Raw genomic sequence first — 15,590 nt, 5'->3', positions numbered from 1 at the left:
CATTAAAAGACTAATAGGAGGAAACAATAATGGCTAGAGTTACTAAGGACACTATGATTGGTGATCTTCTTCAGATTGACCAGAACGTGGCACCATTACTTTTAAATATCGGCATGCACTGTCTCGGATGCCCATCATCACAGATGGAGACAATCGAAGAGGCTGCTATGGTTCACGGACTTGACCCGGATGATCTTGTCGTTGAAATCAACACATTCATCGATCACGACCTCGGTTAATTTACGAAAAGACGGCTTGCTCATGCAGGCCGTCTTTTATTTGCAATCAATATTCTGTTAAAGTGCCACTAACGTCTGGATAGCAGCTTCTTCAAGAATCACATTACCGTGCTCCTTGAAAAATGCTTCATTGGCAGGCACATAGTTCTTCTGATATGCGTACTCTGAAATAATATTGCACACCTTGTTGAACTCCTTTGGAGTATGCCCGCTCTTGTGGGCCACAAGATAATACTTATTGCTTGAAGCATCCCTGTATAAGTCATTTCTGCCGCTGTAAAAGCCGTCAAGCACATGCGAAATCCTGCGCACATCATCAAATTTATCGAAAACAAACAGCTTTACTACGTCAGCCTCTGCCTGTTCTTCCGTAATATCATCAGTACTCTGCTCACTATCAGCGGCCTTCTCATTTTCCTTCTTGATACGCTCAAACAGCTCCAAAATATCAGCAGCTCCCTTTATCACAGGAGGCTGACCTGCATTTCCTAAGTCTGTAAAGTCATCATCTGCCTCTGAAAACTTTGAAAATCTGGTGTCAAGCTCATCCGGATATTCAACCTTTGTGATGATAAGCACTATAGACTCTGATGGCAGCGGAATCGCCTCCACCATGAGCGGAATATCATTGGTTTCAAAGCCAAACTCATAATTTGCCTGCTCTACCATATCTTTAAAAAGGCTTTTTGCCTTTGCTGATCCATATGCCAGTTCGCTTATTTTTATATGTCTGTCCTCAAGATCCTCTCTTGTAAGAGTACAGCGGATCTGATTATCATTTACTTTCTCAATTTTCATATTTTTCACATCCTTTTCCGAAAATATCCGTGTAAATCGTAAAACTATTATAATAAACCCCCGCCATATTGTAAAGCGTGAGCCCTATTAAAAAAAAATAAAAAAAGTGTTGCAATTATTTTACAGGTATGTTATAAGTTATCCATGAGATGTGCGCTCGACCCAAAAGGAGCGTATGAAAAATACAAATCAATCTTTGTTTGGCAAATATGAGATGATTAAAGATCTCGGAACCGGCAGCTCCGGTAGCGTTACGCTTGTCAGACACATATCTATGGATCAGGAGAGAGCTCTAAAGAAAGTTCCTAAAGCTTCTGCTTTCGCCGAATCCGCATTATCAGAAGCAAGACTACTCAAGTCTCTTGAGCATCCGTCTATACCACGTATATTTGACTTCGAAGAGGACGATGCTTTTTATTATATCGTCGAGGAATATATCGACGGCGAGACGTTGGATTCATTTTTGCTTCATCAACAGTTAATTTCCCCAGGTTTATTTTTTAATATTTGTGAACAATTATGTAATGTTTTTATCTATCTGCATACACAGATATCTACTCCCATTATCTACAGGGACCTTAAACCGGAGCATATTATAGTATGCCACAATAAGCTTAAGCTTATCGATTTTGGTGTATCGACATATGTTACCCGAAAGGGAAATAACTTCAATCACTATGGGAATATAGAATTCTCTGCCCCCGAATGCTTTACTGAGGACACAATTACACCGGCGGCAGACATTTACAGCTTAGGTCAGCTTCTGCAGTATATACTGACCTTTACCCCAGACAGCTTTTCCCATAAGTTCCAGCATATTATCCAAAAAGCAACAACATCTGATGCATCACTGCGCTACGTGACTGTCGCAGAGCTATATCAGGAAATACAGGAAATTCAAAAATTAACCGGTCAGCCACATCTCATACACAAGATAGCAGTTTTAGGCAGTCACAGAGGCTGCGGCTCCACCCACGTGGCCGTTTCCCTCACCTGCGAACTCAATATCCTTGGATATCATGGTATCTACATAGACTCAGCAAAAAGCATACTTTGCCATGGTAATCACGACGAACTGCAGATTTTCAAGCAGAAAAACGGATATTATTATTACAAAAGCTTTCAGGGCATACCGGACTACAGTGACGGTATACAGTTCAATATTCCAAAGGATGCAATACAGATATACGACCTTGGCACTGATGTGTGCAACGAGAAAATAAATGACATGGATCTCGTATTATATGTATGTAACGGCAGCTTTTGGCATCTGAATGATATCTACAGGAATCATTCTTTTCTCAAAAAAATGACAGCTTCCCTGAGTGTTATATGTAATATGTGCAGCAGACAGGATGCCTTAGCGATTGCGGCTCTGCTTAATTGCAGTGTTTATCACTTTCCTTATGACAGCGATATGTTTAAGAGCTCTGTCCAAAAGGAAAAGCTGATTCAAAGACTGTTAGAACTAAAAGGAGGAGCATCACTATCAGACACTTTAAAAGGATATTTAAGAAGGTCCATTCTGCACCACAGCTAGTTGGGGTCTGTGGCAGCGTTCACAATGTAGGCACAACACATATAAGCCTTGCTCTTTGTAATTATATGAGCAATAAATGCATGTATAGAACCGCCTATGTTGAGCTGAATGGTACACACGAAATTCTTTCACTGTCAAGGACAGCAGACGAAAAGGTTTTTACTTATAAGAATGTAGATTTCTTTCCTCACGCAGTCATGTCCACACTAACTGAGATTTTAAACATGAAATACGAGCGTGTGATAATTGATTTCGGCATACTTAACCCAAACACCCTGAAGGAATTTATGAGGTGTGACGTAAGAATCGCCGTGTGTACAACAAGTAAATGGAACCGGGGCGCTTTGAACAGAATTATCGAGCTATTCAATTCAAACAAAATAACTGATTCAGGAAGCGTAAAAATATTGTTTAATCTCGTGGAAAAGAAAAAGACAATTAACCATAATCATTTTAAGTATCCGGTGATAGACTTTCCTTACTTAGAGGACCCGTTCCTCATCAATACCAGCCTGTTTGGCACTCTGGATAAGATATCAGAAAGGAATTAATATCACGATGCAAAATGACATCTTTAACCAGCTGTTTATCAATTTTATGTCCGAAGCCTTCGGAGGGCTTGTACTTTTAATGCCTCAGAGTGCTTCATGACATAAAGCCATTTGTTACTAGTCAGTTTTTACTCACAATCATTATATATAGACGGAGGTATTTTTATAGAAGAATAAACTATATTTATATATTGGAATTTTTACAGATATTTTATCAAATTAAACGAAACTAAAAATCAGCAATTAAATTGGGTGTGGAAAGCTCCGGAAATATCAATTTCAGAAAAATCTATACTTATGGATTAGTATCATATTTTATCATTCTGCAAGAAATCGATGTCAGCATATTTTTGGTCCTTTACCCCGTTTAAATGCAAAAAGACAATCAAAAGACATATTTTAAAAAGAAAAGCTTTGTGCGCGGGGGACTCTTTTGCTCCTTCCGCGCCAAAATGCATAAAAGAATTTCTTAATTTATTACAAATTTATTTCATATTATTTGAATAAGCTTTTTCACAATGGTATAATTAGCTTAAGCAATTTAGACATCAAATAATAGGAAAGGATTTTTACACATGAAAAAGAAAGTATTGCCTGCACTTATAGTAACCGGACTTATTATCCTCGTTGTAATAATAATGGGTATAACTGCTCTTATCAATAAATACACCCCTACGAAAAAGACAGAGGATCTGAAGGAGTATTTCAATATCTCTTCTGATGATGAGGCTGCTCTCATTGTAGATAATGAGCTATCCGATTACAAGGCTAAAATAATAGATGACAAAGTATACGTTGATTACAGGTTTGTTCATGACTCATTAAATTCCAGATTTTACTGGGATGCAAATGAGAATGTGCTTCTTTACACAACTGCATCTGATATCATCTCAGCTGCAGCTGACAGCAATAGCTACAGTGTCACAAAGCAGACCAATGACTTTGGCTATCCGATTGTGAAGGCTACCTCTGACTCTGCGCTTATCGCTTTGGATTATGTAAAGCAGTACTCCAATATCACCTTTAAGTCATATGATGACCCGGCACGCGTCGTCATCACAAGCAAATGGGATGAAATAGACAGTGCCACTGTAAACAAGTCTACCCAGGTCCGCGTAAAGGGTGGCATAAAGAGTCCTATTTTAAAACAGGTGAAAAAGAATGATACGCTTACAATCCTTGATTCCGGTGACAAGTGGGATAAGGTTGCCACAGAGGACGGCATCATTGGATATATAAAGAGTAAGGCTATGTCCGAGAGCAAAAAGACCAAGCTTACAAATCCTGACTATGAGGAAGAGACCTTTACACATATCAAGAAGGATAAGGATATCTGTCTTGCCTGGAATCAGGTAACCAGCCAGTCAGCAAACAGTAAGGTTGCTAAGGTAATTTCATCTACCAAGGGCATAAATGTAATGTCACCAACATGGTTTTACTTAAACGACAACAACGGTAATCTTGCAGATATAGCGAGCAAGGATTATGTCAGCTACTGTCATTCCCAAGGCATTGAGGTATGGGGACTGTTCAGTAACTTTGAAAATACTGATGTAGATGCAGCATATGTGCTCACACATACATCCACGAGAACTACCCTGATCAATCAGATTATGTCGGCTGCATTTAACTATGAGCTTGATGGTGTAAATATCGACTTTGAAAATATCACAGAGGCAGCCTATGGAGACTCTTACATCGAGTTTATCAGAGAGCTTGCAATAAAGTGCCACAATAACGGTATATCACTTTCAGTTGATGTCACCGTACCTGCCAGCTTCAACAAGTTCTTCAATCGCTCTGATATGGCAAATTTTGCCGATTATATTGTGATCATGGGATACGATGAGCACTATAAGGGCTCTGATGCCGGCTCGGTTTCTTCCATTCCATGGGTAACTGAGGGTGTTGAAGCCACTCTGAAGGAGGTTCCCGCTGACCAGATTATTCTCGGTATGCCATTTTATACCAGAATATGGGAGCTCACTCCAAAGGAGGACGATGATGCCGTGACTGATACCGAGGATCAGTCAAAATACACTGTTGCCTCACAGGTATATGGTATGGACGCAGCTGCCACACAGCTTGCCACAAACAATGCCACAGCTTCTCTTGATGAGGAATCCGGCCAGAACTACGCTGAGTGGTCTGCATCCAACAAGCTGTACAAGGTATGGCTCGAGGACAGCACATCCTTAGAGAAAAGGCTCAAGCTCGTCGATGACAATAAGCTCGCCGGTGCAGCATTCTGGAAGCTTGGCTTTGAAAATTCATCTGTCTGGGATACTGTTATCAAGTATCTTGACTGATTGCATAAGGCTTACTGAACCGGGCCATGCCTTACCTTTTCACACAGCTACAGTATGTTTCAATCATTTTTATAGGTTATAAATGACATAAGCCAATCATATAATATACAAACACACCCGATGCCTTCCATGTGCATCGGGTTTTTTATAGGTATTCATTATGAAAAAAAATATGTATATTTTCAAGAAGAACAAATACTGCCTGATTTTAGCTCTATTTATTCTGTCCTTCTGCCTCGGAAGAGGCGTCTGCGCTCTTGCCAAAAATACCGGCAAAAATACCAATTCTACTGTTATTGTAATAGATCCGGGCCACGGTGGAAGTGATCCCGGTAAGATTTCTGCCTCCGGTGTCATGGAAAAGGATGTCAACCTGAGCATTGCAATGGCTCTTAAACAGCTGTTTGAAAATCGTGGCTTTACTGTTGTCATGACAAGAACCACCGACTGTGATCTCGCCCCGGATAATTCTAAGCATCCAAAAACCGATGATCTGACAAAAAGAGCCGCCCTGATGTCTCAAAGCAATGTGGCTGTCAGCATCAGTATCCATCAAAACAGCTTTGAGGACAATTCAAGCAGTGGGCCACAGGTATTCTACTATGCCGACTCTGATACCGGAAAAGAGCTTGCATCCTCTGTTCTTGGAGCTTTAAATACCTCTCTTTGTGTTGCAAAGCCACGAAGCATCAAGCCCAACAAAGACTACTTTATACTAAAAAAATCCACATCCCCGACCGTAATCGTAGAATGTGGATTCTTGAGTAACCCTGCTGAGACACTTCTTCTTTCTGACAATGACTACCGGGATGCTCTGGCCCATGCTATATATATCGGTGTTACAGACTATCTGGCCCAAACACCCTCTGTACATTTACAATAAACTGCTCTGCAATGTGATACAGTCTGGTGGTCTGGACTCCTTCGCTGCCATCAGGCTGCTTTTCTGTCTCAGTATCTGACTCTGTATTCGATTTCATATAAGACATCTTAGGCTCCTTTGCAGATATATCATGCTCCAGTGCCACATCTATGCGCACGCTCTGTTCACCATCACTTATTCCCGCCTCAAACATAGTGATATTGTCTTCAAACAGCTTTTTGGTCTGCTCATTGTCTGTGACTATCATCGCAGCTACTGAGTTCTCCTTTGCCTCAAAATATGCAGCAACCCTGCCGTATTTTTTGTCCTCAAGGAATATGTCAACCAGGCCCTTTTTATCCTCGCCCCTTACTATACTAAGCTTCATGCCGGTCACTCCGTCTGCCGTCTCTATCGGTACGATATAGTTTTCCTGTCTCGACATATTTGAAGCTATCCTTAGCTGACCGCACAATAGCTTCATCTGTCTGATATCTATTGAGCCGGTGTGCCTGTCCTCTATAATCATCGAATCCATCACATGCTCAGCTGTATCAGCCAGCGTTTCCTGTGCCTGCGCAAGCTCCTTTGGATTTTTTACCGACTCAGAAAATCGTCTTAGTGTCTCATCCAAAAGTGCCCTTGCCGTAGCACTTTCTCCACGCTCCCACAGATTTCTTACTGCTTCTGATGGATTTTTCATCAGCCGCGACGCTGCCATGAGGTTTACCGCAGTTGTTTTTACATCATATTTTTCCAAAAAAGCATACACACTTTCAGGCTCCGAAACCGCCTGATTGAACTGTCTGAGCTGCTCCGTGGCATATTGCTCTGATAGTGCATTATCCTCGTCTGCCTCATATACCGCCTGCTTTAGCTGCTCCGGAGTCATCTCAAGCCAGCTGTCATCCTGCACAAACTCCATTTTCTCAGGTGAAAGTGTATCAAGCACATCTCTTAGACAGTTTGTGTGATATGCGCTTTCTATCTGCTCATCAATTCTGGCTCCCTTGCTTACTCCCTCCACTCCGGCAAAGCTATCGTCCACCTTATAATCCATGGCACTCTTTCCTCTTGTGCGGACCGCCGTAAGCAGATTTTTCATCGTAATATCTGCGCCCTGATTGACAAGTGAGCCTATGACTGCTCCATCTGACTGCTCCACCTGTGAGATAAGCCTGTATATGCCTATATATGAGTCCCTTTCCTCCTCTGAGATTTCATTTTTCTTTTCAAGCTTCCAGAGAAACTCGCTGAATTTTTCATCTCTTTCATCAGGATTTTCTGATTTTATCTGTCTGGCTGTGTCACTTATGTCACTCATGCTCATATCAAGCGGTGATATACCTCTTTTTATCATCTCAAGCGTCACAGCCGGTGTCATGTCGTTTAATGCTCTTTGCACCTGCTCATCTACAGACTTTATCTGCTTTATATTATCCTCTGTGATATCGGTACTGTTATACGCAAGAATCCGCACAGCCCTGCGATTGCTTTCAGATGTATCTATCTGAAGCTCCTTAAGTATATCATCCACATTCCGAAATGCTTTTGAGATACTGTCTCCCATATCCGCACGCGGTGCTGTCATAAGAGTCTCATAGCCCAAGGCTGCTGCTTCTAATGACTGCTTCATTGCCCTGCCTGCTGTGTACAGCTCATACACAGTGTCATCAGCGGATTCCAAAGTCAGTACATACGCCGGCTGCTGCTTCATCTGATTAAAAATATCGCACACGTTATTGTACATACGCACCCTGTCATCAGACGCCTCTACGCTGCTCTCACCAAACAGCGCTCCGTAGTATTTATTTTCCTGCTGCTTGAGCAGCTCCACCACACGTTCAATAGGCTCTGTGTCTATTGAAACTCCCTTTTTTATGAGTGAAAGGTTGGCTTCTGCTGTCATGGCAAGTCTTGCTTCCTCAAGCTTTCTTTGAGCTGTCACAAGCCTTGCCTCCCGGCTGTCTGTAATCTGATTATCCGTTGCTTTATCCGATAAGACCTTCGATGCTGCACCATCCTTGCCCCTTTCAGCTATAAGCTTTGACAAATTCTCTATGGTGACAGGCATGTTATCTGACTCTAATGTGACAATGTCCTCTGCAGTTGCCTCACCAAGTACATCACATGCCTCCCTTGCCATGTCAAAGGTCAGACCATCCTGTAACATAGTGGCATCTGCAGCCTTTTTTCCCATGGCCAGTGCTTCTGTGACTGCCCTTGCATAAAAATCACTGCTTACATTTTCTCCTGCTGCGGTGATGCTGTCTATCTGATTTGCAAGCAGCAAATTATCAGGTGTAACGGCTATATCTTCATCTATCAGCCATCTGCACTGATTCAGATTCTCGTCACTACCATCTATATGAGCTTCCTCTAATATCTGCTTTAGCTGTGGTTTAAGCTCTTCAAACAGCTCATCGGATATCTCTTTCGTTTCAGCTTTCTGCCTGTCATTTTGTACCTGACTGCTGCTGTATGTAGCCTTGTATACATTGGAAACAGTCGGATTCATATTATTTCTGACCAGATATGCCTTTGTCTCATTTGATATATTTGTAAGGCTCTTTGCCATATTTATGGCATCTGTACCTGACTTTATATTGTCATCTGTAGCAGGAATATCATATGCTTTCATCTGATTGACAAGCATGGCAGCCTCAGCCTGACTTCCCGTGATATCCGTGAGCTGCTCCTTGCTTATGTCATCTCCATATATGGATATATCTACACCTGCCTTTGCCAGCACTGCTTTTATCTTGTCAGTCTCTGTGACAATGACATCATAGCCTTCATCCTTTGCAGCCTTGTAATCATCACTCGTGGTGGTGCTTGCAGTGACAATCATATCATTTCGCCTGTTTTCTGAGGTCTGATTCATGTCACTTAGCAGATTCTCTGCTATATCTGTGCCATCCTTGGTCCCGGCTTTGTTTTTCTCCTGTGGTCTTGCATATATCGTATCCGACATATCAACAGAATTTGACGAACCGACCACAGCTGCCTTTTTTGACATATTGTCACTGCTGTCTGTCTTTATGTAGTCTGACACACGCATACCCGCTGTCATGTCATTTATGGTTTTTGTGTCTGTATTTTTCGTATCTGTGCTTTTATTAATCAAATTCTCTATCTGCATATTTCCTGCTCCGTGCCCTGCATATATACCATCTCTGCAGCTTTTATTTATGGATATTCATACTTCGTACTTTTGTGGTTCTGAATAGTTATCTTTTTATTATATATCGACAACAATACACAAAAATAAAGACCGCACTTTAAATCGGTGCGGTCTTTTCCCGTCTATACACTTGTATATTAGTATTTAAATACAGCAACTCCGTAAGGCGCAAGCGGATAAGCAAATGAAAATGGTCTGCCATCACACTCTGATTTGACTGCCTTATAATCCAGCTTCTTATATGACTGTTTTGCTTTACCTCTGCCCTTTGCAGCCTTCTTTACAGGCTCCTGTACCGTTTTGCCGGTAAATTTAGGATCCTCGCTGTCTAAAACGAGCTGATATGTCTTGTGCTTTGGCACTCCGACTCTGTAATCAGGTCTCTCTACCGGTGTGAAATTGATGACAAAGAGCATATTATTCTTGCCATCCTTGCTCTTTCTGATAAAGCTGAAGATGCTTCTGTCTGCATCGTTTGCATTTATCCATTCAAAGCCTTCCCAGCTTGAATCCAGCTCGTACAGGCAGCGGTTTCTTCTATAGAGATGAAGCAGTTCCTTTACCCAGTTCTGGATTTTTTTATGCTCCGGATTCTCAAGCAGATACCAGTCGAGCTCTCTTTCCTCACTCCACTCCTGCTTCTGTGCAAACTCCTGTCCCATGAACAGAAGCTTCTTGCCACAGTGTCCCATCATAAATGCATATCCTGCCATGAGGTTTTTGAATTTATCCTCTTCTAAGCCCGGCATTTTATTGAGCATAGAGCACTTCAGATGTACCACCTCGTCGTGTGACAGCACCAGAATATATTTCTCACTCTCATTGTAGCTCATTGCAAAGGTCATCTTGTTGTGATTATTTTTACGGAAATATGGATCCAGCTTCATGTAATCAAGGAAATCATGCATCCATCCCATGTTCCACTTGTAGCTGAAGTTCAGTCCGTCATCCTCTACCTTGCCCGTTACCTTTGGCCATGCGGTAGACTCCTCGGCTATCATGACTGTTCCATGATTTCTTCCGAGTATAAGTGTGTTGATATGCTTGAAAAACTCTACTGCCTCAAGGTTCTTATTGCCTCCGAACTTGTTTGGCACCCACTGTCCATCGTTCTTTCCGTAGTCGAGATAGAGCATTGACGCAACCGCATCCACTCTCAGTCCGTCTACGTGGTAATTTTCTATCCACATAAGTGCACTTCCGATAAGGAAGTTCTTTACCTCATTCTTACCGTAGTCGAATATCTTTGTGCCCCAGTCAGGATGTTCTCCCTTTCTCGGGTCTGCATACTCATATGTGGCTGTTCCGTCAAAATTGGCAAGTCCATGCGCATCCTTTGGAAAATGTGCAGGAACCCAGTCGAGGATTACTCCGATATTATTTTTATGGCACTGATCAACAAAGTATGCAAAATCCTCAGGCTCTCCATACCTCGATGTAGGTGCATAGTAGCCTGTCACCTGATATCCCCATGAGCCATCAAACGGATACTCTGAAATACCCATCAGCTCAATATGTGTATATCCCATAGTCTTCACATAGGATATAAGCGATTTTGCAAGCTCCCTGTATGTATAAAAGCCCTCATCCTCTCTGCCCGGATGTCTCATCCATGAGCCCGGATGACACTCATATATAGACATAGGTGAAGAATATACATCAGCATCTGACTTTGCTTTCCTCTTATCCATCCATTCTTTGTCAGTCCATGTGAAGTGCTCGATATCTGTAATGATAGACGCTGTTCCCGGACGAAGCTCTGCGTAGTTTGCATATGGATCTGCCTTGTACAGCTTGTCACCCTGTTCAGTGACTATAATAAACTTATACATCTGACCCTTTTGCGCTCCCGGTACAAAAAGCTCATACACGCCCATGGTTTCAGGCTCTACGCGCTTCATCTCATGGCTGGTCTCATTCCAGTCATTGAACTCACCAAATACATATACTTCCCTCGCATGTGGCGCCCAGACGTCAAAGCACACTCCTTTTTTCCCTTTGCGCTCAGCTAAGTGAGCACCCATCTTTTTGTAGATATCATAGTGTGTTGCCTGACCAAACAGGTAACAATCCATTGCTGTAAAATTACACATATATATACCCCCATAAGTATTTATTTTTCTCTGAAATGATCCTCTTTGAGTACAATTCGGTCATCATCTGTATATCTCTTGGCTGTCAGAATACTTATAGCCTTCTTAAGTCCGCTGTGAGCCTCCCTGTCTATGGCCTCGTCAATTATGTCCTTGACCTCTGTCAGAGTGGTAGCCTGGTCTATCCTCTCAATATTGCTGATTCTGTTATGCAATGCCAGAATAGCCATCTCATCTATCTTGTACCCAAGCTCTGCAGAGTATGATTTAGCAAACAATACCAGCTCATCATTTGTAAAAATAGGAACCGATATCTTTTCCGTGAACTTGGCTGCAAAGCCTTCATCCATTGAGAGAGCCTTCTTTATACCCTTTGATGTATCCTCAAGTATATAGAGTGTTCCGGTAATATCATGCTCCATCAAAAATGATAGCTGTGCCGCTATACTGCGGTCGATGTCTCCGGCTCTTTCTATGATGAGGCAGCCTCCTGTTATCTTTCTGACTACCTGCTGCACATCCTTTTTATTGAGCGCGGCAGCATCTATCTTGCCCATCTTGCCTGTGAGCTGTTCACCGTCTTTTTGTAATACTTTTATGAAGCTTGTAGCAAGCATTGTCTTTCCACAGCCCTGTTCTCCCTGTATAATCAGGTTGCCTGTGGATGCATTTTCCTTCCTGTTGAAATGATCAAGCACTGCATTGTATGCCTTGCAAATCTGATCCTCCATACCCTTTACCGGTATAAAATATGAAAATATAGCCTTCTGTTCGCTTGTAAGCTCTTTTATATGTTTTGTTTCTTTCAATTTCGAGTCATCTTCTTCGCTGTCTAAATCCTCCGGCAATGAAATATCCGGCATTTTTCTTGTCTTAGCCATATCCAGCTTCTTCTCCAGTCCCGGATTCTTTGCTGTCATCTTGGCTATTTCCTGTTCGATAAATGATGTCACATGATCAAAATCCCTCTTCTCAGAAGTGTTTTCTTCCTCCTGTGTAGCCTCTTCATCTGCTGTATCATCATCGGCATTTAACATATCATCTGTTATTTCAGGCATCATGGTAGTCGGCTGCATGAGTATCTCATCTGTCTCAGACTCCTCTGCCACAATTATATCCTCCGGCTCTCCAACCGGTTCCTTGACTTCATCTGTAGTCTCATCCACTGCTTCCTGTGGCTCCTGTACCTCGTCTACAGCCTCATCCTCTGCTTCCTGCGGCTCCTGCACCTCGTCTACAGCCTCATCCTCTGCTTCCTGCGGCTCCTGCACCTCGTCTACAGCCTCATCCTCTGCTTCCTGCAGCTCCTGTGCTTCATCCACAGTCTCCTCTGCGTAAAGCTCCTGCATATCCGGTTTCTGCTCGGCTTCAGGCTCCTCCACTGCTGCCTCCGGTCCTGTGATATCAACCGGCACCTTAAGATACTCCTCCTCAAGAAGCTCCTTCGGTGTCACACCCGCATCCAGCTTTGGAATGACATCATTTAGTCTCTCCATGATGTCTCCTGCCTCCTGAAGCGCCCTTGCCTTAGCCGACTCAAGCTTCTGCTGCTCGGCCTCCCTTAGCGCAATTTCAGCTGCATGTCTGGTCTTTTCCCACTCTTCAAGCACATCCTGTATAGACATCTGTCCCGTAATCTGATGCTCAAGCTGAGTCTTTTCACTCATGACCATAGACATCTGTCCGTCAGCGTCCTCACCCAAAAGCTCCTTGAAATTCAGCTTAAGTGAGCCATCTATCTCTTCATCTGTAGCGATATGCTCTGTCTCCTCAGGCTGCTTGACACACTCATCCTCCTGCTCCTTTTCGAGCTTGAGATAAGGAATATCCTCAACTATCTTCTTGATGGTATCCATGGTATCAGCAACCTCATTCTTGCCCTTGGCCTCCATGATCTGCTGCATACCCTTGGCAATCTCCTGCTGTAGATTTACAGTATTGAATTTCTCCTGATTTACGGTAATCTGCGGAATGGTTACATCATCATGTACTATCTCTCCGCCCTTTACCATCTCCATGGCACCTATCTCAGTGACCTCAGCTGTATCCTTTGTTTTAGCCGGCTTTTCCTTCTCTGCCTTGAATCGTCTGTACTTTTCCTCCTGAGCCTTGGTAAGCGGCTGATAAAGCATCTTAAGCTCCAGCGCACGCTCCACATATGGTCCGTCTCCGAACCACAGAATAAGCTCATCGCAGGCCTCTATACACTTGTCGGCTTTTCCTGCCTTGTGGTACAGGTATGCAAGCTCATACGCCCACTCCTCAGTGTATTCTTCGTCCTTGTACTCTTCCAGAATAGTGATGAGCTCATCAAATGAAGCTCCCTGCCCTTTTTTGATGGCATACCTTAGCACATACTTCATATCATCATGAGGCGCTATCTCAACGAACTCATCATAATACTCGGTAGCTGCATCATAATCACCCATCTTGATGGCAACCTCAGCCAGTCTGTATATGATCATCCTGCCGATTGGAGAACGGTCATAGGCCATTAAAAGTATGTCCCTTGCATCCTGGTATCTCTCGGCCTTCTCGTAGATTTCGCCGATTTTAACGAGTGTATTTACATTTTTAATTTTGTTCCAGTTTATGCTATCTGCAATCTCCGCCGCGCTCATATAGCCCTCCTCGGCGCTTAGGGCTTTTATCTGATCCAGCTTGAGATTGTATTCGTATTTATCCACTTATTTCACCTACTCGTATTTAAGCTTATTATTTTTTGTATCTACACCTGTTGTCTTTGTATAATCCCTTGTGTCCTCAGGAAGCTTCTTTTTCCTGAGTGCATAATTAACAACTCTTCTCACAATATAGTATATCACAGCAAAGGTCGGAACACCAAGTAACATTCCAAGAAAACCAAACATTCCTCCGCCGATTAGTATGGCAAACATAACCCAGAAGGTCGAAAGTCCTGTAGATGAGCCAAGTATCTTTGGTCCTATGATATTGCCATCCACCTGCTGCAGCACAACAATAAATATCAAAAGATAAAGTGCGTGCCACGGACTCTGAATTACCACTATGAGTAACGATGGAATTGCACCGATAAACGGTCCGAATACCGGAATCACATTTGTGACACCGATAATCACTGCAACGAGCACTGATGACGGAATCCTTAAAATCAGACATCCGAAATATGCAATCACACCTATAATCAGTGAATCTATTATCTTACCGCTTATGAAGCCTCCAAAAATCTCATTTGTCTTTCTGAGTGTCTCAATGATGATATTGCCTGTCTTTGGCTTGCAGACAGCGTATATTATCTTTTTGCTCTGTCCTGCGAGAGTCTCCTGGATACTCATCACATAGACCATCACGATAATTCCGATAATGAAATTGAGTAAGCCCTTCACCACAGAAATCACACCGGTCGTAATCTGTGCAACATACTTCTGTGCCTCGGGAATGAGCTTTTCTGTGGCATAGTTCTCAATGTAGTCGGTTGCATTCTGTAAACCTGTGCTCGCGAGCTCCGCTAATTTGCTGTCCCCGAAATTGCCATGCTTTATCATATTGATAAATGCGGCAACATCATTTGGCAGTGTCTTCATAAGCCCTGATACACTTGCTATGACAGAAGGCACAATAGCCGCAATGAGAAGTGAAATAATTGCTACCAGAATAATCACCGAGCCTGTGATTGCAAGAGCTCTTGAGACCTTTCTCAGCTTTCTTTCGCTCTTTATCTTTTTGGCAAAAAGCTTTTTAAAGCCTCTTTCCAGCCATAGCATGACCGGATTCATCAGGTATGCAAGCACAAGTCCCATTATAATAGGCATCGCTGCCGCAAACAGCTTGTTCCATATGCCTGCAAAGCCCTCAAATCTGTACAGTGCAAAGAAAAACAGTATACAGACGGCAAATGTGACAAATACCATGACACCTATTCTGATCAGGTGTGGCCATTCCTCACGCCCCGGGTGCGGATTTTGCTTCGCACCCTTATCTGCATTTATCTCAATGTTTGATTTTTTACCAGCTTTTCCGGTCTCTTCCATCGGA

At 42.7% G+C, this 15,590-nt stretch carries 10 protein-coding genes; 5 read left to right on the top strand and 5 right to left on the bottom strand.

All coding sequences use genetic code 11. The annotated features are described in order from the left end of the window. The first annotated feature begins 29 nt into the window (after positions 1-29). On the top strand, positions 30-239 hold the full coding sequence (locus ACW6PM_RS11520; RefSeq protein ID WP_012740965.1) for a DUF1858 domain-containing protein: 210 nt from the start codon (positions 30-32) through the stop codon (positions 237-239). Between the two features lie 57 nt (positions 240-296). Here the strand turns inward: ACW6PM_RS11520 and ACW6PM_RS11515 are convergent, their stop codons facing one another. After that, complete coding sequence (locus ACW6PM_RS11515) at positions 297-1,037, bottom strand: adaptor protein MecA (RefSeq protein ID WP_308650920.1); 741 nt, start codon at positions 1,035-1,037, stop codon at positions 297-299. A 175-nt stretch (positions 1,038-1,212) separates the two neighbouring features. Between ACW6PM_RS11515 and ACW6PM_RS11510 the strand changes: the two genes are divergently transcribed. From ACW6PM_RS11510 to ACW6PM_RS11495, 4 genes are all read left to right on the top strand, one after another. Further along, positions 1,213-2,577, top strand: a complete 1,365-nt coding sequence (locus tag ACW6PM_RS11510) for a serine/threonine protein kinase (RefSeq protein ID WP_456057249.1) — start codon at positions 1,213-1,215, stop codon at positions 2,575-2,577. Positions 2,578-2,657: 80 nt separating this feature from the next. Next, positions 2,658-3,128, top strand: coding sequence for a hypothetical protein (locus ACW6PM_RS11505; RefSeq protein ID WP_456057248.1), 471 nt, complete (start codon positions 2,658-2,660; stop codon positions 3,126-3,128). A 575-nt stretch (positions 3,129-3,703) separates the two neighbouring features. Continuing rightward, positions 3,704-5,437, top strand: a complete 1,734-nt coding sequence (locus ACW6PM_RS11500) for a glycosyl hydrolase family 18 protein (RefSeq protein ID WP_456057247.1) — start codon at positions 3,704-3,706, stop codon at positions 5,435-5,437. 160 nt (positions 5,438-5,597) lie between these two features. Beyond that, the gene (locus ACW6PM_RS11495) at positions 5,598-6,320 is read left to right on the top strand and encodes an N-acetylmuramoyl-L-alanine amidase family protein (RefSeq protein WP_456057246.1); all 723 of its coding nucleotides are present in this window, start codon (positions 5,598-5,600) and stop codon (positions 6,318-6,320) included. On the opposite strand, the gene ACW6PM_RS11490 is transcribed toward ACW6PM_RS11495, so the two are convergent. The 4 genes from ACW6PM_RS11490 to ACW6PM_RS11475 all read right to left on the bottom strand — a co-directional run bounded on the left by ACW6PM_RS11490 (position 6,277) and on the right by ACW6PM_RS11475 (position 15,586). Then, positions 6,277-9,441 (bottom strand): DUF6240 domain-containing protein, encoded by a 3,165-nt coding sequence (locus ACW6PM_RS11490; RefSeq protein WP_456057245.1) that lies wholly within the window; start codon positions 9,439-9,441, stop codon positions 6,277-6,279. The two genes, ACW6PM_RS11495 and ACW6PM_RS11490, sit on opposite strands and share 44 nt — an antisense overlap. A gap of 179 nt (positions 9,442-9,620) precedes the next feature. Next, positions 9,621-11,576, bottom strand: coding sequence for a 1,4-alpha-glucan branching protein GlgB (gene glgB / locus ACW6PM_RS11485; protein ID WP_456057244.1), 1,956 nt, complete (start codon positions 11,574-11,576; stop codon positions 9,621-9,623). A 20-nt stretch (positions 11,577-11,596) separates the two neighbouring features. Continuing rightward, positions 11,597-14,263 (bottom strand): tetratricopeptide repeat protein, encoded by a 2,667-nt coding sequence (locus ACW6PM_RS11480; RefSeq protein WP_456057243.1) that lies wholly within the window; start codon positions 14,261-14,263, stop codon positions 11,597-11,599. 9 nt (positions 14,264-14,272) lie between these two features. Continuing rightward, entirely contained in the window at positions 14,273-15,586 is a 1,314-nt protein-coding gene (locus ACW6PM_RS11475; RefSeq protein ID WP_456057242.1) for an AI-2E family transporter, read from the bottom strand. Between the last annotated feature and the right edge of the window lie 4 nt (positions 15,587-15,590).

The organism is Agathobacter sp. (assembly GCF_977054825.1).
This window is presented reverse-complemented; position numbering and strand designations above follow the sequence as displayed.

Excerpts from the sequence above, each read along its gene's own strand:
- ACW6PM_RS11520 (WP_012740965.1), top strand. The coding sequence starts at position 30 with ATGGCTAGAGTTACTAAGGACACTATGATTGGTGATCTTCTTCAGATT.
- ACW6PM_RS11515 (WP_308650920.1), bottom strand. The coding sequence starts at position 1,037 with ATGAAAATTGAGAAAGTAAATGATAATCAGATCCGCTGTACTCTTACA.
- ACW6PM_RS11510 (WP_456057249.1), top strand. The coding sequence starts at position 1,213 with ATGAAAAATACAAATCAATCTTTGTTTGGCAAATATGAGATGATTAAA.
- ACW6PM_RS11505 (WP_456057248.1), top strand. The coding sequence starts at position 2,658 with ATGTATAGAACCGCCTATGTTGAGCTGAATGGTACACACGAAATTCTT.
- ACW6PM_RS11500 (WP_456057247.1), top strand. The coding sequence starts at position 3,704 with ATGAAAAAGAAAGTATTGCCTGCACTTATAGTAACCGGACTTATTATC.
- ACW6PM_RS11495 (WP_456057246.1), top strand. The coding sequence starts at position 5,598 with ATGAAAAAAAATATGTATATTTTCAAGAAGAACAAATACTGCCTGATT.
- ACW6PM_RS11490 (WP_456057245.1), bottom strand. The coding sequence starts at position 9,441 with ATGCAGATAGAGAATTTGATTAATAAAAGCACAGATACGAAAAATACA.
- glgB (WP_456057244.1), bottom strand. The coding sequence starts at position 11,576 with ATGTGTAATTTTACAGCAATGGATTGTTACCTGTTTGGTCAGGCAACA.
- ACW6PM_RS11475 (WP_456057242.1), bottom strand. The coding sequence starts at position 15,586 with ATGGAAGAGACCGGAAAAGCTGGTAAAAAATCAAACATTGAGATAAAT.